The sequence below is a fragment of the Streptomyces sp. NPDC051582 genome (genome assembly GCF_040681715.1).
GTDB lineage: Bacteria > Actinomycetota > Actinomycetes > Streptomycetales > Streptomycetaceae > Streptomyces.
Genome location: NZ_JBFAZJ010000037.1, coordinates 45,750 through 69,690 on the forward strand (window position 1 = coordinate 45,750; position 23,941 = coordinate 69,690).

A 23,941-nucleotide genomic window follows, 5' to 3' on the forward strand; every position below is an offset into this window, starting at 1 on the left:
GTGTAGACCCGCGCGTCGGCGAACGGAGCTTTCCATGAACGACCCCATCACGCTCGCGGCGATGCAGGACGACGACCCCCGCGAGCTCCACGACCCCGACCCCACCGGTACGACGACCCCGGCGTCCCCGGCGGGCACCGAGCCCATACGCACCCTGCTGGAGACGGCCGGCACCTGTCGGCCCCTGGAGGAGGTGGCCGAACTGGTGACCCTCCTGGAGGAGACCGGCCAGAGCCCCGGCCACGGCCACCAGACGCTGCGCGCGGCCGCCGTCGGCCGCCCGATCCAGGACGTGGCCCTGCTGGTCGGCATCCTCGGGACGGACACGGACGAAGAGCACGAGCCGCCCTCGGACCCCGGCCCGGCCCCCCGGAACGGCGAGCCCGAGCCCCCCGGCTCCGTCTTCCGGTCCCCGCGGCCCGTCCCGGCCGTCCAGCCCGCGCTCCCGGCCCGAGCCGTCCCGGCGGCCCCAGCGGCCCCAGCGGACCCAGCGGACCCGGCGGACCCCGCGGACCCGGCGGCCCCGGCCGTTCCGTCCGTCCCGTCCGTGCACCCGGCCCGTCCGCCGGGGGCCGGCCGCTCCGCCCGGCAGCCCGCGGGCTCCGACGGAGCACCGGCCCGGTACGCGCGACGCCCCGGACGGCGGCCGGCGCCCCCGGACGAGGAGCCGTTCGACGACCCGTACGACGACGAGCGGTACGAGTCCGCGGAGTACCGCCGGAAGTACGGGCGCGGTCCGAACGGCAGCCGGGGCGCGGCCCCCGCTGCCTCCGGCCCGCTGCGCCACGTGCTGCGCTGGCCCGTGGCCGCGGCCCTGCTGCTCTGCGGTGCCCTGCACCTGCCGAGCGACGTGACGGCCCTGTCGTCGCAGACCCCGACCGCGATCGCCGCGCTCCTCGCCACCGTGCTGTGCCTCGGGCTCGGCGCGCTGATCGCGGTGCGCGACTCCGCCGGGGCGTGGCGGGCCGGCGCCGTGGGCGCCGTCGCCGTCGTCGCCCTGCACGTGGTCGGCGGACTCGCGGCGTTCGACCCGCTGGAGAGCGCGGTGAGCGCTTCCCAGGCCTGGGCGGGCGTCACGGCGGTGCTGTGCGCCGCGGCCGCGGCCGTCCTGGCCGGTCTGGCGCTCGTGAAGCGGCCGCCGCGGGCCCGGGCGGGTGCCGGCGGCTGACCCCGCGACGGGGGCGGGACCGGCGGCACCCGCCGCCGGTCCCGCCCCTGTGGCATGCCCGGACGCGTTCTACGCCAGCAGGTTGACCGCGTGCGTGAACACCCGGGGAAGCCGGGCCGCACACGGGACGATCCGCCCCGCGAGCCGGGGTTGCCGGCGTGCCCAGAGCAGGGACGCGGTCAGCGCGCGGTAGCTGCGCGACAGCTCCCGCCAGGCCCGCTCGTACGCCTGCGGCCGGCCCTCCCTCACACAGCGCACCAGTTCCCCCGCCGCCGTCACGGCCAGGGTCAGCCCCTCGCCGGTCAGCGCGTCCACGTACCCCGCCGCGTCCCCGACGAACAGCACCCGCCCCGCGACCCGTACCCGCGCCCGCTGGCGCAGCGGCCCGGCGCCGCGAACCGGCGAACCGGCGGCCCCGGCCAGCCGCGCGCCCAGCAGCGGGAACCGGGCCAGCTGTACGTCGAAGGGGGCGCGCTCGGTGGTGAGGACGGCCACGCCCACCCGGCCGGGCCCCAGCGGGGTCACGTACGCCTCGCAGTGCGCCGACCAGTGCACCTCGACCAGGTCGCTCCAGGGCTCCACCGCGTAGTGGCGGCGCAGCCCGTAGCGCGGCGGCCGGCCCGGGGCCGGCGCCTGCGCCAGGCCCAGACCGCGCCGGACGGGGGAGTGCAGGCCGTCCGCCGCCACGAGGTGGCGGGCCGTCAGGCCGGCGGCGCCGACCCGGTCCGCGTCCTGGCGGACCTCGCCGACGCGCCGCGCGAGCACCCGTACGCCGAGCTCCTCGGCCCGCTGCGCCAGCGCTGCCTGCAGGACGGGCCGGCGGGCGCCGAGCCCCGGCCCGGTGCGGAACCTCCCTTCCGCGTGCAGGCCGCTCACTCCGTCCAGGTAGCGGATCCCGTGGAAGGGCCGGCCCGGTACGGACACGCCGAGTTCCCGCAGGCCCCTTACGGCTCCCGGCATCAGGCCCTCGCCGCAGGCCTTGTCGATGGGGGTGGGGCGCGGCTCCAGGACCACGACCTCCATCCCGGCCAGTGCCCCGTGGATGGCCGTGGCCAGCCCGGCCGGGCCGCCGCCCGCGACGAGCAGGTCGATCACCGGGCCCGGCCCTCCGCAGGTACGGCGCTGCGGTAGACCGGCGCGGCGTGCGCGAGGGCGTCCTCCTCGCAGCGGACGCGCACGCCGAGCAGCAGCAGGTTCAGCAGGGTGAAGGCGGCCGCCGTGACCCAGGCGGTGTGCACCAGCGGCAGCGCAGCGCCCTCGACGACGACGGCGACGTAGTTCGGGTGGCGCAGCAGCCGGTACGGACCGGCCGCCACCAGCGGCAGCCCCGGGACGACCAGCACGCGGGTGTTCCAGCGCGGGCCGAGGGTGGCGATGCACCACCAGCGCAGGCCCTGGGCGCCGATCACCAGGGCGAGGGCCGGCCAGCCCAGTGCCGGCAGGAACGGGCGGTCGGCGAGGAGCGGCTCCACCACACAGCCGACGAGGAGCGCGGTGTGCAGGGCGACCATGGCGGGATAGTGGCCGCGGCCGTATTCGACGGCGCCGCGGGACAGGCTCCAGCGCGTGTTGCGACGGGCCGTGGCGAGTTCGGCGAGCCGCTCGGCCGCGACGAGACCGATGAGGAGCAGGTAGGGGTCCATCGAATAGGGCATCGGGTATGGGTCCATTGAGTACGGGTCCATGGAGGCGAGCGCTGTCACGGACATGGCGTCACCACCGCAGGAGGACGAGTTCGGAGGCGAAGCCCGGCCCGAAGGCGATCATCAGGCCGACCGAGCCCGGTGCGGGCGGCCCGGAGGCCTGGATCGTGTTCAGGATGTGCAGGACCGAGGCCGAGGAGAGGTTGCCCGCTTCCGCGAGCGAGCGCCGGCTCGCCGCGAAGGCGGAGTCGGGCAGGGACAGCGCGTCCGCCAGCGCGTCGAGCACCTTCGGGCCGCCGGGGTGGACGATCCACGCGTCGACGTCCGGCGGCTTGAGGTCGTGCCGGGCGAGGAAGGACTCGACCTCCTCGGCCACGTGCAGCCGGACCAGGGCGGGCAGTTCCCGGCCCAGCACCATCCGGAAGCCCCAGTGGCCGATGTCCCAGCCGAGGAGCCCCTCGGTGCCGGGGTAGAGGCGGCTGCGCGCGGCCACCACCGACGGTCCTGGCCGTGTGCCGTGCAGCGGATGCCCGCGGCCCACCGCGATCAGGGCCCCGGCCCCGTCGCCGAAGAGGGCCCCGGCCACCAGGTTCGCCACCGAGGTGTCCGAGGGCTGGAGGGTGAGCGAGCAGAGCTCCGTGGACAGCAGCAGGGCCGCGTGGTCGGGGCGGCCCGTCAGATGGTCGTGGAGGTGGCCCAGTCCGGCGGCGCCCGCCGCGCAGCCCAGGCCGAAGAGCGGCAGCCGCCGCACGTCGGGGCGCAGGCCCGACCGGGTGGCGAGACGGGCCTCCAGCGAGGGCGTCGCGAGCCCCGTCACCGTGGTCGACATGACCAGGTCGACCTCCCGCGCCGTCAGGTGGGCCGCGGCGAGGGCGGCTTCGACGGCGCGGGCGCCGAGTTCCTCGGCGCCCTTCACGAAGAGCGCGTTCGTGGCGCCGAAGTCGTTCGACGGACCGTAGCGCTCCAGTGGGAGCGCGAGGTGGCGGGAGTCGACGCCCACCGCGGCGTGCAGCCGGTGGAGGAGGGCGGTGTCGGACCCCGGGGGAAGGAAGCGGGCGAGCGCCGTCGCGATCTCGGACTGCCGATAGCGGTGGGGCGGGAACACAGTGCTCACGGCCAGGACACGCGTCATTGCCTCAACATAGGGAACAACTGACACTTCCTGAGGAATGCCGCATACCTGGCGCGGCGCGGCTTAGCGTGGTCGCGTGCCCCGCGCCAGAGCAGAAGCCATGGACCCGACCCTGCCCGAGCCCGCGTCAGCAGCCGCCGCCGGGCGGCCGCCGGGCGCGGTATCGGGCCTGCTCAGGGCCTGTCATCCGGTGCCCGCGGCGGCTGTGACCCTGCTGGCCGCCGCCCTGGCCGCGGCCGTGGGGCGCGGCCTCCCCGGCGCCGCGCTCGTCGCGGCGGCCGTGGGCACGGGCCAGCTGTCGGTGGGCTGGTGCAACGACCGGGTGGACCTCGGCCGAGACCTGGTGACCGGCCGCCCCGACAAACCCCTCGTCTCCGGCGCCGTACGGCCCGCCGCGGTGACGGCCGCCGCGCTCGCGGCCCTGCTGCTCTGCGTTCCGCTGTCACTGGCCGGCGGCCGTCTCGCGGGCTGCGCCCACCTGTGCGGGGTGGCCGCCGCTTGGGCGTACAACCTGCGGCTGAAGAGCACCGCCGCCTCCTGGCTCCCGTACGCCCTGGCCTTCGGGCTGCTCCCCGCCTTCGTCACCCTCGGGCTGCCGGGTGCGCCGTGGCCGCCGTGGTGGCTGACGGCCGCGGCGGCCCTGCTGGGTGCCGGCGCGCACTTCGCCAACGTGCTGCCCGACATCGAGGACGACCTGGCCACGGGCGTGTCGGGCCTGCCGCACCGCATCGGCGCGCGCGCCTCGGCGGTCCTCGGCGGGCTCCTGGTGCTCGGCTCGGCGGTGGCCCTGGCCGCGGGACCTCCGGGGCGGGTGCCGGCGTACGGCTGGGGGCTGCTCGGGGCGACGGCCGCGGCGGTACTCCTCGGGGCCCTGCGGCCGGCCGGCCGGAGCCGGATCCCGTTCCTGGCGACGATGGCGGTCGCCGGGGCCGATGTCGTGCTGCTGGTGGTCCGCGGGGCCGGCCTCGCGGGGCGGGCCTGAAGCCGCCCTGCGGCTCAGGCCGCGGCGGTCCGAGCCGGAGGGCGGCGGGTCCGGGTCCACTCCAGCAGCTGCTCCCGGGGCCAGGTGTTGACGACCCGCTCGCCCGGCACCCCGCACTCCACGGCCCGTTCGCAGCCGGTCGGCTGCCAGTCCAGCTGACCGGGGGCGTGCGCGTCCGTGTCGATCGCGAACAGCGCCCCGGACGCCACGGCCAGCCGCAGCAGCCGGCGCGGCGGGTCCAGCCGCTCGGGCCGGCTGTTGATCTCCACCGCGGTCCCGGACTGCGCGCAGGCGTCGAACACCGCCTGCGCGTCGAAGGTGGACTCGGGGCGCCCCCGGCCCGTCACGAGGCGCCCCGTGCAGTGGCCCAGGACGTCCATCAGGGGATTGCGTACGGCGGCCAGCAGTCGGCGCGTCATCGCGGGCGACTCCATCCGCAGCTTCGAATGGACGGATCCGACCACGAGGTCCAGCCGGTCCAGCAGTTCCGGCTCCTGGTCCAGGGAGCCGTCGAGCAGGATGTCGCACTCGATGCCGGTCAGCAGCCGGAAGGGGGCCCACCCCTCGTTCAGCTCCGCCACCACGTCCAGTTGCTCGCGCAGCCGCTCCGGGGAGAGCCCGCGGGCGACGGTGAGGCTCGGGGAGTGGTCGGTGAGGACGGCCCACTCGTGGCCCAGTTCGGCCGCCGCCCGGCCCATGGCCTCGATCGGGCTGCCGCCGTCGGACCATTCGGAGTGCAGGTGACAGTCCCCGCGCAGGGCCGCGCGCAGTGCCAGGGCGGCGGGGCTCGCCGGCGGGCCCTCGGGGTGCGCCGCGATCTCGTCCTCCAGTTTCCGCAGGTACGCGGGGATCGCCCCGCCGACCGCCTCCCGCACGACCTGGGCGGTCTTCGGGCCGATGCCCTTGACCGCTTCGAGGGTTCCGGCTCCGACGCGCTCGCGCACCTCCGGCTCGCCCATGCGCACCAGGGCGGCGGCCGCCTTCCGGAAGGCCTGCACCCTGTAGGTCGGGGCCTGCCCGCGCTCCAGCAGGAAGGCGATGCGCTCCAGCGCCGCGACCGGATCCATGGAGTACCTCCCGAGTGCCTCCTGCGTGCCTCCCGGACTCCAGTGTGACCGGCACCCCCAAGGATGTCTTGGGAAGGTCATAAGTTCTGTTTATAGGGCCATAAGCGGGGGGCGGGTGCTGGGTTAGGGTTCCCTTAGCTTAGGGTTCCTCCTGATCCAGTGTTTTCGGTCGAAGGGAACCAGTCATGCCTCGCCCCCTCCGGGTAGCAATCGTCGGTGCCGGCCCCGCCGGAATCTACGCCGCCGACGCGCTGCTGAAGTCCGAGGCGGCCGCCGAGCCGGGTGTCTCCATCGACCTGTTCGAGCGGATGCCCGCCCCCTTCGGCCTGATCCGGTACGGCGTCGCCCCCGACCACCCGCGGATCAAGGGCATCATCACCGCCCTCCACCAGGTGCTCGACAAGCCGCAGGTGCGCCTGTTCGGCAACGTGGACTACCCGAACGACATCAGCCTCGACGAGCTGCACTCGTTCTACGACGCGGTGATCTTCTCCACCGGAGCCACGGCCGACCGCGCGCTCGCGATACCCGGCGTCGAGCTCGACGGCTCCTACGGCGCCGCCGACTTCGTCTCCTGGTACGACGGCCACCCCGACGTCCCGCGCACCTGGCCGCTGGAGGCCGAGAAGGTCGCCGTCCTCGGCGTCGGCAACGTCGCCCTCGACGTCGCGCGCATCCTCGCGAAGACCGCAGATGAACTGCTGCCGACCGAGATCCCCGCGAACGTCCACGAAGGACTGGGGGCCAACAAGGCGCTCGAAGTCCACGTCTTCGGCCGCCGGGGCCCGGCACAGGCCAAGTTCAGCCCGATGGAGCTGCGCGAGCTCGACCACTCGCCCAACATCGAGGTCATCGTCAACCCCGAGGACATCGACTACGACGAGGGCTCGATCGCCGAGCGCCGCAAGAACAAGCAGACCGACATGGTCGCCAAGACGCTGGAGAACTGGGCGATCCGCGACATCGGTGAGCGCCCGCACAAGCTCTTCCTGCACTTCTTCGAGTCGCCCGCCGAGATCCTCGGCGAGGACGGCAAGGTCGTCGGCCTGCGCACCGAGCGCACCGAGCTCGACGGCACGGGCAACGTCAAGGGCACCGGCCGGTTCACCGACTGGGACGTCCAGTCCGTCTACCGCGCCGTGGGCTACCTCTCCGACGAACTGCCCAAGCTGCCGTGGGACGTCGCCAGCGGCACGGTTCCGGACGAGGGCGGCCGCGTGATCGAGGCCGGCGAGCACCTGAAGTCCACGTACGTGACCGGCTGGATCCGGCGCGGTCCGATCGGCCTCATCGGCCACACCAAGGGCGACGCGAACGAGACGGTCGCGAACCTCTTGGCGGACCACGCGGGCGGCCGCCTGCAGACGCCCGCCGCGCCCGCACCGGAGGCCGTCGAGTCCTTCCTGGCGGAGCGGGACGTCCGCTTCACGACGTGGGAGGGCTGGTACAAGCTCGACGCCGCCGAAAAGGCGCTGGGCGAGCCCGAGGGCCGCGCGCGCGTGAAGATCGTCGAGCGCGAGGACATGCTGAAGGCGAGCGGGGCCTGATCGCCGCGCGTCGCTGATCGGGTGGGGGCCGCCGACGGTGGCCCCCACCCGCATGTCCGGAGCGTCCTCAGTTCCGGTTCAGCCCGTGATGGACAGGATCTTGCGGGTCTTCAGATCGGCCTGGACGTGCAGCCGGGTGGTGTCGCTGCCGCTCCAGGTCAAGGCGACGTCGGCATTGGTCTTGCCCATGCCGCTGTCGACGTACGTCACCTTCCACTCCAGCGGCACGTTCTGGGCGCGCAGGACACCGTCCGCGTGGTTGGTCTCCTCCCACTTCGCCAGCTCGCGCTGGAGCGGTGCGGAGAGGTAGGCGGCCCGCAGCTGCTTCGCGCGCGTGCCGTCCCCGTCGTACACCGCGTCGATGTAGGCGCCGTAGAAGACGGCGATCCGGGAGAACGCGCCCTCGGGGCTGCCGGAGGCGGACGGAGCCGCGGCGGCCGCCCGGCCGTCCTGCGGTGCGCCCGCGCCGGCGGTCGCGGAGGCGCCGGTGACGAGGGCGAGCGTGAGTGCGGCCCCCGCGGCGGTGGCCGCGAGGGCGAGGGAAGCGGTGCGCTTGGCCTTGGCCGCAGACTTGGACATCGTTCGGACCTTTCGCCGTGCTCGGATACCGAGGAGATGAACCCACCGACGCCGCCACCCCGGCGGACGGTTCTCGGATCGTGCGAAATGGCCTGAAAGCGACGCGGATGGCGTACGGGCGCCTATCGGGGCGAACCCAGACAGCTCAGCGCCGCCGTCCGCAGGGCCCGTACGCTCGCCGGGAGCGCCGTGCGCACGTCCGGCGCGAAATCCGGCGCGTGGTTGGCGGGCAGGACGGCCAGCTTCTGCGCCGCGCTCGCGCCGGGCGCCGCCGCCCAGGCCGCCGGGCCGATCACGCCCAGCATCCAGTACGCGAGGCGCACCCCCGACACCCCGTGCAGCGCCCGGCCCGCGTCGCCGAACAGCCCGAAGTCCTCCGTTGCCAGGGAGGGCGGCCACATGGCCACCCGCTCCGCGCCGAACTCGGCCGCGTGCGCCTCCCGTACGGCCGCGGTCGTCGCCGGATCGGGATGGGTGACCGGAGAGGAGCAGGTCCGGACGATCTCCGGCTCCCGGGGACAGTCCGAGGCGGCGCACTCGGCGCGGACGATCCGCTCCACGGCCGCCGCCGCCCGGGTCAGCGCCGCCTCGCCGGCCGCCCGTACGGTGACGCCCAGTTCGGCCCGGTCGGGCACCACGTTCGCGCGCTCGCCCGCCCGGAACGAGCCGACGGTGACGGCCACCTGCTCCGACGGGGCCGCCTCGCGCGCCACCACCGTCTGGAGCCGGGTCACCACGTGCGCGGCCGTCACCACCGGGTCCACGGTCAGCTGAGGGGCTCCGGCGTGGCCTCCGCGGCCGTGGACGACGATCCGGAAGGTGACGCTCCCGGCGGTCATCGGCCCGTACCCGTGCGCGACCATCCCGGCCGGCAGCGGAGCGGCGTGCTGCGCCAGCACGGCGTCGGGCCGCCCGGTCCGCTCGTACAGCCCGTCCGACAGCATCGCCCGCGCGCCCTCCAGGGTCTCCTCGGCGGGCTGGCCGACCACGACGAGCGTGCCGCGCCAGGCGCCCGGTTCCCGTGCCAGCAGGGCGGCGGTCCCGGCCGCCGCGGCCAGGTGCAGATCGTGCCCGCAGGCGTGGGCGGCCTCGCCCCCGCTCGCGTACGCGAGCCCCGTCGTCTCCCGAACGGGCAGGGCGTCGAGCTCGGCGCGCAGCAGCACCGTCGGCCCGGCGCCGTTGCGCAGCACCCCGGCGACGCCGTACCCGCCGATCCCGCCCGTCACCGCGTATCCCTCGGCTTCGAGCGCGCCCGCGAACCGGGCCGCCGTGCGCCGCTCCCGGCCCGACAGCTCCGGATCCCGGTGCAGTTCCAGGTAGAGGGTCGTCAGGGGCCTGATGAGGTCGGAGAGCATGGGACCCATGGTCGGACAGGGTCCGCGGGGCGATGGCGTCAGGGCGCTGACACTTCCTGTCAGAGAGGTGCCAGCGGTCCGGGGGGTGAGCTGACGGCGCGACCGGCTCTGATGGAGGGGCACCACGGCCCCGCCCACCGACCGAAGGAGCCATCATGGAGAAGTCGCCCCTCGCCTCGCTCGCCGACGAGATCCTCGAACTCGAATCCGAGACGTTCGAGATCTCCGACTACTCGGACGCCAGCGAGGTCGTGCTCGCCGGTTCCACGAGCTGCAGCTCGACCTCGACCTGCTCCTCCACCACCAGCACGACCTCCTGCAGCGCCTGACCGCCGGTCAGGACGTACGCACACCGGTGCCCCGGCCCGCGCGCCAGCGCGCGGGCCGGGGCACCGTCGTACGGGCGGAGGGGGAGTCAGGGGAACGGGTGCGGGACCATCCGGATCTCCGCCTCCGCCAGATCCGTCTCCCGCAGCCCCGCCCGGCGCGGCGCCGTCCGCAGCCGTGGCAGGTACGGGGCCCGCTGCCGCGACCAGCCGAAGTCGATCGGCAGCAGCCCGGGCACCACCGCGCACACGGTGCGCAGCCCGGTCCGCAACTGCTCGGGGGTCGTCTGGTCGACGACGATCACATCGTGTCCGGCGTCCGTCAACTGCCCTACGCAAAAAGTAGATCGTCGCGCAGGTCCCCGGTGTCCGGTCGCCCGGCGGAGCCTTTCGGGGGGTGCGGCCGGGAGGCGTACAGCGCGTCCATCGGCCGGATGCCCGCCGGCTCCGTATAGGGCCGTACGTACGGGGCCATCCCGGGCAGACCGTACAGCTGGGCGTGGTCCTTGAGATGTCGAACGAGGCGGAAGTCGGCTGCCATCGCCTCCAGTTCGCCCCGGCGCTGCGCGACCTGCCGGGGCAGGTGCGGAATGTACGTGAGGACCTCGCAGAGCGCGGCCTCCACGGCGGCCACCGCCCCGAGCACGTCCCGCACGGTGGGTTCGGTCCGGACCAGCGGGGGACGGCTACGCGTCATGGCCGGGCTCCGGCGCCGCCGTGAGCAGTACCCGTACGGTGTGGACCCCCGCGGACGCGAGCTCGGGCGCGCCCGTCGGGACCAGGTACGCATCGCGCCCCGCGGCGCCGAGCCGCTCCAGCACCTCCGGCCAGCCGATCGCGGCGGCCGGGGCGTGGGCCGCACCGCCCGCACCGCCGACCGCCAGGGCGCGGGGGTCCAGATCGGCCAGCAGCGGATCGCCGGTGTCGGCCGCCCGGCCGCCGCCCGACCGGTCGCCCTCGTACTGGGCCGCGCCGAGGAGTTCGGTCAGCGCGGCCACCGCCGCCGTACGCCGGTCCAGGCCGCCGCCGACCGCCCAGCGCTCCGCCGACCGGGCGAGGAGCACGGTCGCCCCGCTCCGGTCGCCCTCACCGAGGTCGAGCAGCTCCACGGGCAGCTCCAGCCGGTCCGCCGACCGTACGAGGAAACCGAGTTCGGCGTCCGGACCGTCCGGATCCGGCAGTGGGACCCGGGTCGCCGGGGTGCCCCGTACGGTGCGCAGCAGCGCGTCGTACGCGAGGGCCGACAGGAGCCCGGCCGCGGCCGCGTCGGCGGGGGCGGGGCCCGCACCGGCCCCCGCCCGGGTCGGCTCGAAGAGCCGGTCGGCGTTGTGAGGTCCGAAGGGGCGGACGGCGCCGGCCGGGACGAGCAGGGACGCCTTCGTCAGGAGCGAGACGGCGCGCTGGTGTACGGCGGCACCGCCCGGCAGCCCGGAGGCGATGGCCAGGGGAGGCGCCTCCGCACAGGACGCGGTCACGAGCCCCCGCGCGGGGACGACGTGCTCGGCGTACACCAGTGCCGCCGCGTCCAGGGCGCGCGTCCGGGCGCCCGCGACGTGGTGGATGTCGAAGGCGGTGATCGTGCGCGCACCGGTGTGCCCGACGCCCAGCTCGACCACGCCCAGCTTGAGCGGGATCTGGGTGAGGGCCTCGTCGGCGAAACGGGTGAACACTCCGGCGTACGGGCGGACGATGGCCGAGCGCCGGTTCAACTCCGCCACCAGCGCCTCCGCTTCGCGGGCGGTGTCGAGCGTCGGCAGTGCGGGGGCGCCCGAACTGCCCGCGGTGGCCAGGTCCACCGGCTGCGCCTCCGCCTGGCCGCCGGCCGCGCCGGCCTCGTCCCGCCCGGCGCAGAACGGGCAGCGCGGATGCGGGAAGAGCGGTTCTGCGGTGACGTCCAGCGACTCCATGTCCTGGACGACCAGCCGTCCGGCGGTCTCCGCGGGCAGCGCACCCGTGGCCGCGCGGAAGACCTCGTACCCGAGCAGGTTGCCGATCATCGCGGCCAGCGGCCGTCCCGGTACGGGACCGGAAGGCGCGATCCCGCCGGCCGGCAGGGCCAGCGCGCTCCACAGGTCGGCGGCGGCCCCGGAGCCGGGGCGGGCCGAGCCCAGCCGCAGCGCCGCGCAGGCCCAGCAGCCCTCGGTGGCGTCGGCCATCAGCGGGCCGACGACGGCGTCGGAGCCGTACGACCAGGCCGGAAGCAGGCTGCGGCCCTCGGGTATCCCGGCGCGCAGGAGCGGGAGCAGCCGCGCGGGGGCCGTATGACCCCCGGTGACCACGACGAAGTCGAAGCCTTCCAACTCCGGCCATCCGAGCGGACCTTCAGCCGCTGCCAGGGTGCGTATCCCGACCGGGCAGCCGTCGGCCCGCGCCTCCTGCGCTTCGTCCTCGACGGGAGGCCGCCCCGTGCCGGACAGCTGGACGCCGACGAGCGCGCAGCCGTTGCGGACCAGGCTCAGGGCGCACCACCGGGCCACGGCGTCATCGCCGAGGACGGCGACCCGGGTGCCGCGGAAGCGCAGGAACCGGTCCTCTGCCTCGTCGGCGTAGTGGTCGACGTACGCGATCTGCGGCGCGAAGCGCCGCGCCACGTCGGGCGGGACCACCGGACCGTCGGAGGTCCGCGGGGCCGGGACGGAGCGGGCGAAGCCCCTTTCGTACAGCGTCTTGACGAGCTCGCCGACCATCGCGCGCCGGGCGTCGCCGAGGCCTTGGCAGAGTTCGGCGACGGAGTGCTCGCCGGTGAGGTGCGGGACGATCAGCGTGGCGAACCGGTACGCCGAGCGGGCCGTGATCCGGAACCCGCCGTCGGAGTTGTGGAACAGCACACCGTCGGGCGTCTCGGTGAAGAGCACGTCCCGGCGTATCCGGGGCCGGGAGGCGGCGACGGTCTCCTAGCCGGCTTGGGACATGGGACACCCCTGGGTGCGGTGTGGGCGGAGGGGAAAGGCGGACGAAGGCGCGGGGAGAGGGGCCGGGAACGGCGGGGAGTTCAGCGAGCGGCCGGGGCGATGGCCGCCGGGCGGGGCCCGCGGGCGAGCCAACGCGCGTAGACGCGGAGGAAGGAATGGAGGCGGTACGGCGGCTTGCCCGGTGGCCCGTCCTCCAGCATCCCCGCCTCCACGAGCTGTTCGAGGTCGGTTTCGGATCCGGCCTCCGTGAGGGAGCCCTGCGGGCCGAGGGTGCCCAGGCGGAGGAAGACCTCGCGCAGTTCGGGCGAGAGGGGCCCCGACGGCCTGCCCGAACACCTCGGATACGGAGAGCCGCGGATCCTCGGCGAGGGCGAGCCGGGCGGGTGGCTCCTCCGCGAGCCAGGACGCGCAGTCGGCCACGGACAGGCCGGGCCGGGTCAGCAGCCGGCCGGCCGCGATGCGCAGGGCGAGCGGGAAGTGCCCGCAGACGCGGGCGAGTTCCGCGGCCGCCTCGGCCTCGGCCGCGATCCGGTCGGTCCCGACGAGCCCTGCGAGCAGTGCGTACGCCTCGTCCGGCCCCAGGACGTCCAGCCGGTGCACGGCTCCGCCGTGCGTGGCGACGACCGCGGCGAGCCCCCGTCTGCTCGTGATCAGGACGGAGGCGTCCTCGGCGGCGGGCAGCAGCGGCAGCACCTGCCCGGCGCCGGCCGCGTCGTCGAGGACGAGGAGCCGGCGGCCCCCGTCGTCCGGCCCGGGCAGCAGTTCCCGGGCCTCGTCCAGAGCGAGGGGGCTGCCGTCGGACCGGGCCAGGGGGAGGCTGAAGACCCCGCCGGGGAACGCGTCGCGGACCTCATGGGCGCACTGGTGGGCCAGCGCCGACTTGCCGATGCCGGGCGCCCCGGAGACGACGACCAGCCGGGGCCCGTCCGGTGAGGTCAGGCGGGCGGCGATGGCGCTCCGGTCGCCCTGCCGCCCGGCGAACCCGGGCACGGGCGCCAGGCCCGGTCTGCCGGGGCGGCCCTTCGCGGGCACTCCGCGCCAGCCGCTGTCCGCCGCGGGCCCGGCCGCCCGTGCCGGGGTCGGGGGCGGCGTGCCCGGGGCGGCCGCCGTCCGCGGCAGACCGGGGCCGTCCGCGGCAGACGGCGCGGCGGGTATCGCGGCCGGTGCCGCACCGGGCCCCGACGCCGGCCCGACAGCGGGCCGTGCCACCGTGCCCCCGGAGGCCGCTTCCGGCCCGCCGATCTCCTCGGCGCGCAGGATGGCCAGTTCCAGGCGGCGCAGCCCGGCCCCCGGGTCGACGCCGAGCTCGTCGCGCAGCCGGTCCCGTACCGTGCGGTACTCGGCGAGCGCCTCGGCCTGTCGGCCGGTGCGGTACAGGGCCTCGATGAGCTGCTCGGTGAACCGCTCGCGCACCGGATGCCGGCGGCCGGCCTCGTACAGGTCGACGAGCACCTGGTGGAAGTTGCCGGCGGCCAGTTCGAGATCGCAGACCCGCTCCAGCACGCGAAGGCGCTCCTGTTCGAGCGAGCGCACCGCGTCGCGCCGGAGCATCCGCGAGGCCACGTTGGCGAGCGGCGGCCCGTGCCACAGGGACAGCGCCTCGCGCAGCCGGTACAGCTCCTCGCCCGGGCCGCCGCCGGCGGCGGCCGCCTGCGAGATCAGGGTGCGGAAGAGGACGAGGTCGAGGGTCTCGGCGTCGTTGTGCATCCGGTATCCACCGGGCACGGCTTCGATGGTGGTCGCGGATATTCCGTACTTCGTGAATAACCTCCGCAGCCTCAGGACGCACGTCTGCAGCGCGGCCCGCGCGGTGGCCGGAGGATCCTCGTCCCACACCGCACTCACGAGATAGGCGGTCGAAACGACGACCCCCGGATGCAGAAGAAGCGCGGCGAGAAGACTGGTCGGCTTGGATGGCTTGAGAACTACGGTTTCCGGGCCGTGGGCAATACTCAGCGGCCCCAAAAGCTGGAACCGCATACTGGTCCCTCGTGTCGGGTCACGTATTTCGCGAACGAGCAGGACAGGGGCGGTGGTCGGCCGCGTCCCGCTCTCCGCCCCCTGGTGGGCGGCGAATGAATGAAACACTACATAAGGGATCTTGTGAAAGTCGAGTGGTGTACGGCTTGTTTTCGACGGCAGAGCGATTCTCTTTCTCCCCGTCACTCTGGAGTCCCGTGAAGTTACCACCGGTTGGCGAGGATGTTCACGTGTAAACGAATTCCTTGTGCGGATCTCGTCAGGTCGCAATCGAAGTCGATTTCCGGTCACGCGTCGCCGGAGTTCCCTGGCTGATTCCGTACGGCCGGGAACCGGCCACTCGTTCGGGGGGTCCGTGGGGCGGAAGGGCAGTACGCGGAATGCACGGCGGCGCCCGGTGGTTCGGATTCGACGCAGTACCCCGCTCGACGCAGCACCCGACTCCACGCAGCACCCGACCACCCTGCACGCACTGGAGAACTCATGAAGATCGGCATCATCGGCGCAGGCAACATCGGCGGCAACCTCACCCGCCGTCTCACGGCCCTCGGGCACGAGGTGTCCGTGGCCAACTCCCGCGGCCCCGAAAGCCTGGCCGACCTCGCGAAGGAGACCGGGGCCGTCCCCGTCACGGTCACGGAGGCGGCGCGGGGCGCCGAGGTCGTCGTGGTCACCGTCCCCCTCAAGAACGTGGCGGCCCTGCCCGCCGGCCTCTTCGACGGCGCGGCCGAGGACTTCGTCCTCATCGAGACCGGGAACTACTACCCGCAGCAGCGAGACGGCCGCATCGCCGAGATCGAGGACGAGGGCCTGACCGAAAGCGGCTGGAGCCAGCGCCGCCTCGGGCACCCGGTGGTCAAGGCCTTCAACGGGACGTACGCGCAGGACATCCTGGCCCTGCACCGCCCGGCCGGAGCCCCGGACCGGGTGGCACTCCCGGTGGCCGGCGACGACCCGGCGGCCAAGGAGACCGTCCGGGCGCTCATCGACGAGCTCGGCTTCGACACCGTGGACGCGGGCGCCATCGACGACTCGTGGCGCCAGCAGCCCGGCACTCCCGTGTACGGACTCCGGGCGGGTACCGACGCGGTCGTGAAGGCCCTCGCCGAGGCCTCGCCGGTCCGTCAGGCGGCCTTCAGGGGCTGACCCTCCCCGGGCGGGCGCGGGGGAGCGGGCCTCCCGCGCCGGCCCCGCCCCGGAACCGATACCGAAGTGTCATCCTCCGCGCCCCCGTACCGATGCCCCCGGCTTGTTACGGTCCTGCCCTCACGGGAGCCGCGGGAGGGCCCACCATGCACGTCAGACCCCGTCTGCTGATCGCCCCGGCGGTACTGGCGGCGCTCGTGGCCGCCCTGACGGCCTGCTCCGGCCATCCGGACCGCCCGGCCGCTCCCGCCCGGTCCGCGAGCGCCTCGGCCTCCGCATCCCCGTCGGCGACCCCGTCAGCCACCCCGACCCCCTCCGCGTCGGCGGCCACTCCCACCCCGACCGCGGCCTCCGCGTCCCCGGCAGCGCCCGCGAAGACACCGGCCGCGCTGCCGGCCCCCGCGACCCGGCTGTCCCTGACCGCGGCCGCCGCGGCCGGCGGCGGACTGAAGCTGGTCCGCGGCGGCCCCGCCCAGGAGTTCACGGTCACCGTCCGCAACGGCAACGCCCAGGCCTACGGGCACCTGCTCATCGCCTTCCAGATGGAGCCCCTGACCGGCGAACCGGGCGACCTCCCCGGACCCGCCACCCCCTTCGTCCTGGAGCGCCGCGACCCGGCCACCGGCGCCTGGCGCGCCGCGGACCTGCGCATCGCCACCGACGCCAAGCCCGCCCACCTCTACGCGGGCGGCGCCGCCCTCGCCCGGGACGCGGTCCGCACCGAGCACTACCGGCTGCGCGCCACCGCCACGGGCCCCACCGGCAGCAGCCCGCTCATGGTGTACGCGATCGACGCGGACGCCGCCGAGGGCACGCGAGCCGATTTCGAACACCCCGGCCACCTCTCGCTGCCCCTCACCACCCGGCGAATCCTGTAACTCCCGCTCGCGCCGCGGCAATCGAAGGCGCCCGGACCCTTGACCCGCACCTGGTCCAGACCAATCATGAGGCGTCCGCCCGTTCGCTCGCGCCCCACCGGGAGCATCGATGAGACGTCCCAGGCCCCTCCATGCCTTATCCACGGCGCTGACCACGGTCCTCGCCTCCGCCGGCCTCGTCCTCGGGGCCGGCGGCGCGGCCCACGCCGCGACCCCGCTGCCCGCGCACGTCTTCGCCCCGTACTTCGAGGCGTACAACGGCGACAGTCCCGCCGACCTCGCCCAGAAGTCCGGCGCCAAGTACCTGACCATGGCGTTCGTACAGACCGAGGCCAGGGGCTCCTGCACCCCGTACTGGAACGGGGACACGGGACTGCCCGTCTCCGGCTCCGTCTTCGGCGCCGACTTCGCCACGATCCGCTCGCGCGGCGGCGACGTCATCCCCTCCTTCGGCGGCTACGCGGCCGACAACGGCGGCACCGAGATCGCCGACAGCTGCACCAGCGTGGACGCGATCGCCGCCGCCTACGAGAGGGTGATCACCACCTACGAGGTCTCCCGGCTCGACATGGACATCGAGGACAACTCGCTGACCAACAAGGCGGGCATCGACCGGCGCAACCAGGCGATCAAGAAGGTCCAGGACTGGGCCGCGGCGAACGGCCGCCCGCTCCAGGTCTCGTACACCCTGCCCACCACCACGAGCGGTCTCGCGAGCAGCGGACTCGCCGTCCTCAAGAGCGCCAAGGCGGCCGGCGCCCAGGTGGACGTCGTGAACCTGATGACCTTCGACTACTACGACGGCGCCACCCACCACATGGCGGCCGACACCCAGACCGCCGCCACCGGGCTGCACGACCAGCTCGCCGCCCTGTACCCGGCCAAGAACCCCGCCCAGCTCTGGGGCATGATCGGCGTCACCGAGATGCCGGGGATCGACGACTACGGCCCCGCCGAGACCTTCACCACCACAGACGCCACGGCCGTCTACGACTGGGCCACCGCCAAGGGCATCAACACCCTGTCCTTCTGGGCGCTCCAGCGCGACAACGGCGGCTGCCCCGGAACCGGCGGCTCCGACTCCTGCTCGGGCATCGTCCAGGACCCCTGGTACTTCAGCCACACCTTCGGGCCGTTCACCGGCGGCGGCGGTCCCGTCGCCGACGACTTCTCGCTCGCCGTCGCTCCCGGCTCGGCCTCCGTGGCGCCCGGCGGTTCCACCTCCGCCACCGTGAGCACGGCGGTCGTCTCGGGTACCGCGCACGCCGTCGCCCTGACGGCCTCCGGCGCGCCCGCCGGAGTGACCGCCTCCGTAGACCCGGCCTCGGTGACGGCGGGCGCCTCGGCCCGGCTCGCGGTCGCCGCCTCGGCCTCGGCCGCCCCGGGCACGTACCCGATCACCGTCACCGGCACCTCCGGAGGCCTCACCCACACCACGGTCTTCACCCTCACGGTCTCCGGCCCAGGAGGCGGGAGCGGCGCACTGGTCAACGGCGGCTTCGAGACCGGCGCGCTCGCCCCATGGACCTGCGAGAGCGGCGGCGCGGTGGTGGGCACCCCCGCGCACGGGGGCTCGTACGCGCTGAGGACCGCGCCCACCGCCTCGCAGACCGGGGAATGCGCCCAGACCCTGACCCTCGCGCCGAACACGAAGTACACGCTCGCCGGATGGGTGCAGGGCAGCTACGCCTACCTGGGCGTCCGCGGCGGCGCGAGCGCCAGTGCGTGGACCGGCTCGGCAGGCTGGTCGAAGCTGACGGTCCCCTTCACGACCGGCGCCTCCGGCACGGTCACCGTCTACCTGCACGGCTGGTACGGCCAGGGCACGGTGTACGGGGACGACCTCTCGGTCGGGTAGCCCGGTCGGGCGGGCCCGCCGGGTCGATAGGCTCGGCCGCGGCCGCCCGGGTACGCACCGCCCGCGAGGGCGGTGCGTACCCGACGGAAGGAACGGCGCCATGACCGGCGGCAACGAGGTCCGGATCCTGCGCGCGGGCGACCGCGCGGCGGTCGCCTGGAAGAACGGCGGCGGGGTGACCCGGGAGATCGCGGCCTGGCCGGAGGGCTCCGCGCTGGCCGATTTCGGCTGGCGGATCAGCCTGGCGGAGGTTGCCTCCGACGGGCCGTTCTCGGCCTTCCCCGGCGTCGACCGCATCCTGACCCTGGCCGAGGGCGCGGGCATGGACCTCACGGTGGCGGGCGCCCGCCGCCTCGTCGACGAGCGCTACGCGCCACAGGAGTTCCCCGGCGACGCCCCCACCGACTGCCTGCTCCTCGACGGGCCCGTCGTGAACTTCAACGTGATGTACCGCCGGGACCGGGTGCGGGCGGGGACCGCCGTCGTACGGGGCACCCTCGCGCTCACCGCGACGCCGGGGGAGACCCTGCTGGTGGTCGCCCTCCGGGGCCCGGCGGAACTCGAAGCGGCGGCGGCGGCCGGTCCCGTGGCCCTCGGCCCGTACGACGCGGTCCTGATCCCCGGCGCCGCAGCCGGCGCCGGAGCCTGCGTCCTGCGCACCCGGGGCCACGCGGCGGTGGTCAGGCTGGCAGCCCGTTCCGGGCGATGACGTCGGCGTACCAGCGGGCGCTGTCCTTCGGCGTGCGCCGCTGGGTCGCGAAATCGACGTGGACGAGCCCGAAGCGCTTGCTGTAGCCGTACGCCCACTCGAAGTTGTCCAGCAGCGACCACACGAAGTACCCCCGCACGTCCGCCCCGTCCTCGATCGCCCGGTGCACCGAGGACAGGTGGCCGTGCAGATAGCCGATCCGGTCCGGATCGTGCACGTCGCCCTCCGGGTCGGCGTAATCCCCGTACGCCGCCCCGTTCTCCGTGATCATCAGCGGCAGGCCCGGCAGTTCGTCGCGCAGCCGGACCAGCAGCTCGTGCAGTCCGCCCGCGTCCACGGGCCAGTCCATGGCCGTCCGGGGCCCGGGCGCGGGCAGGAAGCGCACGTGCTCCTCGGCGCCCGCCCACGGCGAGGGGTCCGCGGCCGCGATGCCGTACCCCGGCTCGGCCGCCGCGACCACCGTCGGGGAGTAGTAGTTGATGCCCAGCCAGTCGATCGGCTGGGCGGCCGCGGCCAGATCCCCGTCCCGCACGAAGGACCAGTCCGTGACCCCGGCCGTGTCCCGGACCAGGTCCTGCGGCAGCCGCCCGTGGAAGACCGGGTCGAGGAAGATCCTGTTGCCCACCGCGTCGATCCTGCGCACCGCGTCCAGATCCGCGGCGGAGCGGGTCAGCGGCCGCAGCGCGTGCAGGTTCAGCGTCAGGGAGACCTCGGCCGAGGCGGGAAGGACGGCGCGCAGGGCCGCCGTGCCCAGGCCGTGGGCCAGGTTGAAGTGGTGCGCGGCCCGCAGCGCGGCCTCCGGCTCGGTGCGGCCCGGGGCGTGCACCCCGGAGCCGTAGCCGAGGAAGGCCGCGCACCAGGGCTCGTTGAAGGTGGTCCAGCCGGCCACGCGGTCGCCGAGCGCCCCGGCCACGAGCCCCGCGTACTCGGCGAACCGCTCGGCGGTCTCCCGTACGGGCCAGCCGCCCCGGTCTTCGAGCTCCTGCGGCAGGTCCCAGTGGTAGAGGGTGGCCACCGGCCGGATCCCGGCGGCCAGCAGCGCGTCGACGAGACGCCGGTAGAAGTCCAGACCGCTCCGGGCGGCGGGTCCGCGGCCGGTGGGCTGGACCCGCGGCCAGGCCACCGAGAAGCGGTAGTCGCTCACGCCGAGCCTCCGGAGCAGCTCCACGTCCTCGTCCATGCGGTGGTAGTGGTCGGCGGCCGTGTCCCCGGTGTCCCCGTGGAGGACCTTGCCGGGCGTGTGGCTGAAGGTGTCCCAGATGGAAGGCGTCCGGCCGTACAGGGAGGCCGCGCCCTCGATCTGGTACGCGGCGGTGGCGGTGCCCCAGCGAAAACCGGTCGGGAAGGCGAGCATCGTCTTCGGATGGGGAGACGCGTCGAGCGTGGTCATGGAAAGGCTCCAAAAAAAGGGTGAGGGGAGGGCCGGGGAGCAGCTGCGTCAGCCCTTGACCGCGCCCTGCATGATGCCGCCGACGATCTGGCGGCCGAGGAGTCCGAAGACCAGCAGTACGGGCAGGGTGCCGAGCAGGGTGCCCGCCATGATCACGGACTGGTCGTGGACGTAGCCGCCGCCCAGCTGGCGCAGCGCGACCTGGACGGTCGGCTCCTGCGAGGACAGCGCGACGATCGGCCAGAAGAAGTCGTTCCAGGCGGTCATGAAGGTGAGCAGACCCAGAACGGCCATGGCCGGGCGGGCGATCGGCACGACGATCGACCAGAAGATCCGGGCGTGCGAGGCCCCGTCGACGCGGGCCGCCTCGATCAGCTCGTCGGGCAGCGACTGCACCAGGAACTGGCGCATGAAGAACACCCCGAAGGCCGAGACGAGTCCGGGCAGGATGACGGCCTGGAGCTGGTTGACCCAGTGCAGCCTGACGATCAGCATGAAGAGCGGGATCACCCCGAGCTGCGGCGGGATCATCATCGAGGCGACGACGGCTCCGAGCAGCGCCCCGCGGCCGCGGAAGCGGAGTTTGGCGAAGGCGAACCCGGCCAGCGTGGAGCACAGCACCGTGCCGACGGTGATCGATCCCGAGACGACGAGCGAGTTGAGCAACGCCTTGCCGATCGCGGCCTCGTCCAGGACGGACCGGAAGTTGTCCAGCAGTCGCGGGCCGGGCAGCAAGGCCGGTAGCGGGCGCGCCAGTTCGGCGTTGGAGCGGCTGGCCGCGACCAGGGTCCAGTACAGCGGGAAGGCCGAGACCAGCACCGCGCAGATCAGGACCGCGTACGTGAGCCTGCCGCCGCGCCGGGCGGTGACCGTCGCGCTCATCGGCCGGCCTCCTTGAGGGAACGGCGGTGCGCGGCCCAGGCGTTGGCCCCGACCAGCACCGCGATCAGCAGGAACATGACCCAGGCGATGGCCGCGGCCCGGCCCAGGTGGAAGAAGCCCCAGCCCTGCTCGTACATGTACAGCCCGAGGGTCTGGTACTGGTGCGAGATGCCCCCGGACACCGATCCCTCGAACAGGAGCGGTTCGCCGAACAGCTGGGTGGCGCCGATCGTCGAGACGATCGAGGTGAACACGATCGTGGGGCGCAGCCCGGGCAGGGTGACGTGGAGGAACTGCCGCCATCGGGAGGCGCCGTCGACCTCGGCCGCCTCGTACAGCTCGGCCGGGATCGTCTGCATGCCGGCCAGGTAGATCAGCGCGTTGTAGCCCGTCCAGCGCCAGACGACGATGGACGAGACGGCGATCTGGGAGGCCGGCGTGCCGTTCTGCCAGTCGACCGGGTGGATGCCCACCAGGTCGAGCAGCCGGTTGATCAGTCCGAAATCGTGCCCGAAGAGCTGCGCGAAGATCAGCGAGGCGGCGGCGACGGAGGTCGCGTACGGCAGCAGCAGCGCGGTGCGGAAGAACGTGAGGGCGCGCAGGCGGTAGTTGAGCACGTGCGCCAGGCCCAGCGCCATCAGGAGCTGGGGCACCGTGGACAGCACGCCGATGGTGAAGGTGTTGCGCAGCGCCGTCCAGAAGAACGGATCGGTGAACAGCGCCGTGTAGTTGCCGAGCCCGCGCCACTCCAGCTCGCCGGGGGTCTGGAGTTCGGCGCGGTAGAGGGAGACGTACGCCGTGTAGAGGAGCGGGAAGATCCCGAACGCGGCGAACAGGGTGAAGAAGGGGGCGAGGAAGGCGTACGGGGACAGCGGGGCGGGCCGCCGCCCGCCCCGCCGGGGCGAGGGCTCCGGCGGCGCGGGGGCGGCGTGGGGCACCGGCGGTGCCTTCGAGGCCGTCTGTGACCGCCGTGCCAGGGGCTCAGCCGAGGGCATTCTTGACGGCCTTCTTCGCGTTCGACCAGGCCGTCTCGGGCGCCGTGCCCTTTCGCTCCACCTCGCTGAGCGCGTTGTTGATCTGGTCGGCGATGTCCTTGTCGTGCAGGCCGAGCACCTGGACTGGGGCCTGCTCGGCGGCCTCGCCGAAGATCCGGCCGATCGGTGCGTCCGAGAAGTACGGGTCCTTGGCGTCGGCTATCTGGCCGATCGACTTGGTGGCCGAGGGGAAATTGCCCTGCCCGCGGAAGACCTTGGTCTGCTGCTCGGGCGCGGTGAGCCACTTGATCAGCTCGTACGCCTCCTTCTTGTGGGCGGCCGCGGCCGGGACCGCCAGGTACGAGCCGCCCCAGTTGCCCGCGCCGCCGGGCAGCTTCGCGACGTCCCACTTGCCCTTGCCCGCGTCCCCCGCCTGGCCCTTGATGTAGCCGAGCATCCAGGCGGGGCAGGGCAGGGTGGCGAAGGAACCCGAGGAGAACGCCTGGTTCCACGGCGGCGACCACTGGTCCAGCTTGGCGCTGAGCCCCTCGCCCGCGGCCTTGACCGAGGCGTCCCACGCGGTCTTCACGGCAGGGCTGTTCTCGTAGACGAGGGCGCCCGAGGAGTCGTAGTAGCGCTCCTTCTCCTGCCCGACCATGATGGCGTTCAGGCTGCCCACGCTGTCGAGCCAGGCGCTGCCGGCCGGTGCCTTCGCCTTGTACTGGCGGCCGAGTTCGAGGTAGCCCTCCCACGTCGCCCACCGCGTGGCCAGTTCGGTGCGGTCGGTGGGCAGGCCGGCGGCCCGGAACAGGTCGCTGCGGTAGCACATGGCCTCGGGGCCGACATCGGTGCCCAGGCCCAGCACCTTGCCGTCCTTGGTCGTCGCGGCCGACCACTTGGCGGGGGCGAACTCCTCCTTGAGCGCCCCGGCCCCGTACTGGTTCAGGTCCACGAACTTGGCGGCCTGCTGCTGGGTGACCGAGGCGATGCGACCGACCTCGATGCCCTGGACGTCGGCCAGGCCGCCGCCGCCCGCGAGGCGGGTCTGGAGCGATTTCCAGTAGTCCTGCTCGTCCTCGGTGTCGGTCTGCTTGATCTTGACGCCGGGGTGGAGCCGCTCGTACTCGGCGTAGAGGCCGGACTCCTGGTACCCGAACGCGCCGAACAGGTCGACGGTGAGCGTCACGTCGCCGCCCGCGGAGTCGGCGGAGCCGCCGCCCGAACCGGATCCGCAGGCGGCCAGGAGCACTCCGGTGAGCGCGACGGCGCCGAGGCGGACCCCGGTTCTCAGGGCGGTTCGGGGGATCGACATGGGGCGGCCTCCTTGGCCTGGACGGGCAGGGTGCGGGGGTGGGAGTGCGCCAGCCTTGAGAGCGCTCTCAGAACGCGACTGGAGCCTGCACCCGCAGCCCG

At 74.2% G+C, this 23,941-nt stretch carries 19 protein-coding genes and 2 pseudogenes; 8 read left to right on the top strand and 13 right to left on the bottom strand.

What is annotated here, in order from left to right:
- Nucleotides 1–34 precede the first annotated feature (34 nt).
- Complete coding sequence (locus AB0M92_RS33755) at nucleotides 35–1,168, top strand: hypothetical protein (RefSeq protein WP_366106168.1); 1,134 nt, start codon at nucleotides 35–37, stop codon at nucleotides 1,166–1,168.
- A 69-nt stretch (nucleotides 1,169–1,237) separates the two neighbouring features.
- Here the strand turns inward: AB0M92_RS33755 and AB0M92_RS33760 are convergent, their stop codons facing one another.
- From AB0M92_RS33760 to AB0M92_RS33770, 3 genes are all read right to left on the bottom strand, one after another.
- Nucleotides 1,238–2,263 (bottom strand): NAD(P)/FAD-dependent oxidoreductase, encoded by a 1,026-nt coding sequence (locus tag AB0M92_RS33760; protein WP_366106169.1) that lies wholly within the window; start codon nucleotides 2,261–2,263, stop codon nucleotides 1,238–1,240.
- Complete coding sequence (locus tag AB0M92_RS33765) at nucleotides 2,260–2,811, bottom strand: isoprenylcysteine carboxyl methyltransferase family protein (RefSeq protein ID WP_366106190.1); 552 nt, start codon at nucleotides 2,809–2,811, stop codon at nucleotides 2,260–2,262. Before AB0M92_RS33765 ends, AB0M92_RS33760 begins: the two co-directional genes overlap by 4 nt.
- Before the next feature lie 70 nt (nucleotides 2,812–2,881).
- Nucleotides 2,882–3,943, bottom strand: coding sequence for a 3-oxoacyl-[acyl-carrier-protein] synthase III C-terminal domain-containing protein (locus AB0M92_RS33770; protein WP_366106170.1), 1,062 nt, complete (start codon nucleotides 3,941–3,943; stop codon nucleotides 2,882–2,884).
- Nucleotides 3,944–4,019: 76 nt separating this feature from the next.
- Between AB0M92_RS33770 and AB0M92_RS33775 the strand changes: the two genes are divergently transcribed.
- Nucleotides 4,020–4,925: a UbiA family prenyltransferase gene (locus AB0M92_RS33775; protein WP_366106171.1), complete on the top strand. Its 906-nt coding sequence runs from the start codon at nucleotides 4,020–4,022 to the stop codon at nucleotides 4,923–4,925.
- A gap of 14 nt (nucleotides 4,926–4,939) precedes the next feature.
- Here AB0M92_RS33775 and AB0M92_RS33780 read toward each other — a convergent pair whose 3' ends face one another.
- On the bottom strand, nucleotides 4,940–5,992 hold the full coding sequence (locus tag AB0M92_RS33780; RefSeq protein ID WP_366106172.1) for a PHP domain-containing protein: 1,053 nt from the start codon (nucleotides 5,990–5,992) through the stop codon (nucleotides 4,940–4,942).
- Between the two features lie 185 nt (nucleotides 5,993–6,177).
- Here AB0M92_RS33780 and AB0M92_RS33785 point away from each other — a divergent pair, with 185 nt between their 5' ends.
- The gene (locus AB0M92_RS33785; protein ID WP_366106174.1) at nucleotides 6,178–7,539 is read left to right on the top strand and encodes an FAD-dependent oxidoreductase; all 1,362 of its coding nucleotides are present in this window, start codon (nucleotides 6,178–6,180) and stop codon (nucleotides 7,537–7,539) included.
- Between the two features lie 78 nt (nucleotides 7,540–7,617).
- On the opposite strand, the gene AB0M92_RS33790 is transcribed toward AB0M92_RS33785, so the two are convergent.
- Together AB0M92_RS33790 and AB0M92_RS33795 are read right to left on the bottom strand one after the other, a co-directional pair.
- A complete protein-coding gene (locus AB0M92_RS33790) occupies nucleotides 7,618–8,118 on the bottom strand; it encodes a hypothetical protein (protein ID WP_366106175.1) in 501 nt (166 codons plus the stop codon).
- A 122-nt stretch (nucleotides 8,119–8,240) separates the two neighbouring features.
- Nucleotides 8,241–9,473, bottom strand: coding sequence for an amidohydrolase (locus tag AB0M92_RS33795; RefSeq protein WP_366106176.1), 1,233 nt, complete (start codon nucleotides 9,471–9,473; stop codon nucleotides 8,241–8,243).
- A gap of 155 nt (nucleotides 9,474–9,628) precedes the next feature.
- Here AB0M92_RS33795 and AB0M92_RS33800 point away from each other — a divergent pair, with 155 nt between their 5' ends.
- Nucleotides 9,629–9,802 (top strand): thiazolylpeptide-type bacteriocin, encoded by a 174-nt coding sequence (locus tag AB0M92_RS33800; protein WP_007268044.1) that lies wholly within the window; start codon nucleotides 9,629–9,631, stop codon nucleotides 9,800–9,802.
- Nucleotides 9,803–9,888: 86 nt separating this feature from the next.
- On the opposite strand, the pseudogene AB0M92_RS33805 reads toward AB0M92_RS33800, so the two are convergent.
- The 3 genes and pseudogenes from AB0M92_RS33805 to AB0M92_RS33815 all read right to left on the bottom strand — a co-directional run.
- Nucleotides 9,889–10,424: pseudogene (locus AB0M92_RS33805) on the bottom strand (YcaO-like family protein); the annotation flags it as partial.
- Between the two features lie 61 nt (nucleotides 10,425–10,485).
- Nucleotides 10,486–12,654: a TOMM precursor leader peptide-binding protein gene (locus AB0M92_RS33810; protein ID WP_366106177.1), complete on the bottom strand. Its 2,169-nt coding sequence runs from the start codon at nucleotides 12,652–12,654 to the stop codon at nucleotides 10,486–10,488.
- Between the two features lie 39 nt (nucleotides 12,655–12,693).
- On the bottom strand, nucleotides 12,694–14,691 hold the full coding sequence (locus AB0M92_RS33815) for a BTAD domain-containing putative transcriptional regulator (RefSeq protein ID WP_366106178.1): 1,998 nt from the start codon (nucleotides 14,689–14,691) through the stop codon (nucleotides 12,694–12,696).
- Between the two features lie 471 nt (nucleotides 14,692–15,162).
- Here AB0M92_RS33815 and AB0M92_RS33820 point away from each other — a divergent pair.
- From AB0M92_RS33820 to AB0M92_RS33835, 4 genes and pseudogenes are all read left to right on the top strand, one after another.
- A pseudogene (locus AB0M92_RS33820) lies at nucleotides 15,163–15,837 on the top strand (NAD(P)-binding domain-containing protein); the annotation flags it as partial.
- Nucleotides 15,838–15,983: 146 nt separating this feature from the next.
- Nucleotides 15,984–16,715: a hypothetical protein gene (locus AB0M92_RS33825; protein WP_366106179.1), complete on the top strand. Its 732-nt coding sequence runs from the start codon at nucleotides 15,984–15,986 to the stop codon at nucleotides 16,713–16,715.
- Nucleotides 16,716–16,824: 109 nt separating this feature from the next.
- Complete coding sequence (locus tag AB0M92_RS33830) at nucleotides 16,825–18,573, top strand: glycosyl hydrolase family 18 protein (protein WP_366106180.1); 1,749 nt, start codon at nucleotides 16,825–16,827, stop codon at nucleotides 18,571–18,573.
- Nucleotides 18,574–18,673: 100 nt separating this feature from the next.
- Entirely contained in the window at nucleotides 18,674–19,282 is a 609-nt protein-coding gene (locus tag AB0M92_RS33835) for a HutD family protein (RefSeq protein WP_366106181.1), read from the top strand.
- Here the strand turns inward: AB0M92_RS33835 and AB0M92_RS33840 are convergent.
- The 4 genes from AB0M92_RS33840 to AB0M92_RS33855 form a co-directional block, all read right to left on the bottom strand.
- Nucleotides 19,254–20,672: a GH1 family beta-glucosidase gene (locus AB0M92_RS33840; RefSeq protein ID WP_366106182.1), complete on the bottom strand. Its 1,419-nt coding sequence runs from the start codon at nucleotides 20,670–20,672 to the stop codon at nucleotides 19,254–19,256. The genes AB0M92_RS33835 and AB0M92_RS33840 overlap by 29 nt on opposite strands.
- Nucleotides 20,673–20,720: 48 nt before the next feature.
- Nucleotides 20,721–21,554 (bottom strand): carbohydrate ABC transporter permease, encoded by an 834-nt coding sequence (locus AB0M92_RS33845; protein WP_366106183.1) that lies wholly within the window; start codon nucleotides 21,552–21,554, stop codon nucleotides 20,721–20,723.
- Nucleotides 21,551–22,426 (bottom strand): sugar ABC transporter permease, encoded by an 876-nt coding sequence (locus tag AB0M92_RS33850; RefSeq protein WP_366106191.1) that lies wholly within the window; start codon nucleotides 22,424–22,426, stop codon nucleotides 21,551–21,553. The genes AB0M92_RS33845 and AB0M92_RS33850 overlap by 4 nt, the downstream gene beginning before the upstream one ends.
- 109 nt (nucleotides 22,427–22,535) lie before the next feature.
- The gene (locus AB0M92_RS33855; protein WP_366106184.1) at nucleotides 22,536–23,840 is read right to left on the bottom strand and encodes an extracellular solute-binding protein; all 1,305 of its coding nucleotides are present in this window, start codon (nucleotides 23,838–23,840) and stop codon (nucleotides 22,536–22,538) included.
- Between the last annotated feature and the right edge of the window lie 101 nt (nucleotides 23,841–23,941).

Bases quoted from the DNA above. Each gene is read 5' to 3' on its own strand.
- AB0M92_RS33795 (WP_366106176.1), bottom strand. From the start codon at position 9,473: ATGCTCTCCGACCTCATCAGGCCCCTGACGACCCTCTACCTGGAACTG.
- AB0M92_RS33755 (WP_366106168.1), top strand. From the start codon at position 35: ATGAACGACCCCATCACGCTCGCGGCGATGCAGGACGACGACCCCCGC.
- AB0M92_RS33770 (WP_366106170.1), bottom strand. From the start codon at position 3,943: ATGACGCGTGTCCTGGCCGTGAGCACTGTGTTCCCGCCCCACCGCTAT.
- AB0M92_RS33790 (WP_366106175.1), bottom strand. From the start codon at position 8,118: ATGTCCAAGTCTGCGGCCAAGGCCAAGCGCACCGCTTCCCTCGCCCTC.
- AB0M92_RS33845 (WP_366106183.1), bottom strand. From the start codon at position 21,554: ATGAGCGCGACGGTCACCGCCCGGCGCGGCGGCAGGCTCACGTACGCG.
- AB0M92_RS33830 (WP_366106180.1), top strand. From the start codon at position 16,825: ATGAGACGTCCCAGGCCCCTCCATGCCTTATCCACGGCGCTGACCACG.
- AB0M92_RS33815 (WP_366106178.1), bottom strand. From the start codon at position 14,691: ATGCGGTTCCAGCTTTTGGGGCCGCTGAGTATTGCCCACGGCCCGGAA.
- AB0M92_RS33825 (WP_366106179.1), top strand. From the start codon at position 15,984: ATGCACGTCAGACCCCGTCTGCTGATCGCCCCGGCGGTACTGGCGGCG.
- AB0M92_RS33855 (WP_366106184.1), bottom strand. From the start codon at position 23,840: ATGTCGATCCCCCGAACCGCCCTGAGAACCGGGGTCCGCCTCGGCGCC.
- AB0M92_RS33800 (WP_007268044.1), top strand. From the start codon at position 9,629: ATGGAGAAGTCGCCCCTCGCCTCGCTCGCCGACGAGATCCTCGAACTC.
- AB0M92_RS33765 (WP_366106190.1), bottom strand. From the start codon at position 2,811: ATGGACCCCTACCTGCTCCTCATCGGTCTCGTCGCGGCCGAGCGGCTC.
- AB0M92_RS33780 (WP_366106172.1), bottom strand. From the start codon at position 5,992: ATGGATCCGGTCGCGGCGCTGGAGCGCATCGCCTTCCTGCTGGAGCGC.
- AB0M92_RS33835 (WP_366106181.1), top strand. From the start codon at position 18,674: ATGACCGGCGGCAACGAGGTCCGGATCCTGCGCGCGGGCGACCGCGCG.
- AB0M92_RS33840 (WP_366106182.1), bottom strand. From the start codon at position 20,672: ATGACCACGCTCGACGCGTCTCCCCATCCGAAGACGATGCTCGCCTTC.
- AB0M92_RS33785 (WP_366106174.1), top strand. From the start codon at position 6,178: ATGCCTCGCCCCCTCCGGGTAGCAATCGTCGGTGCCGGCCCCGCCGGA.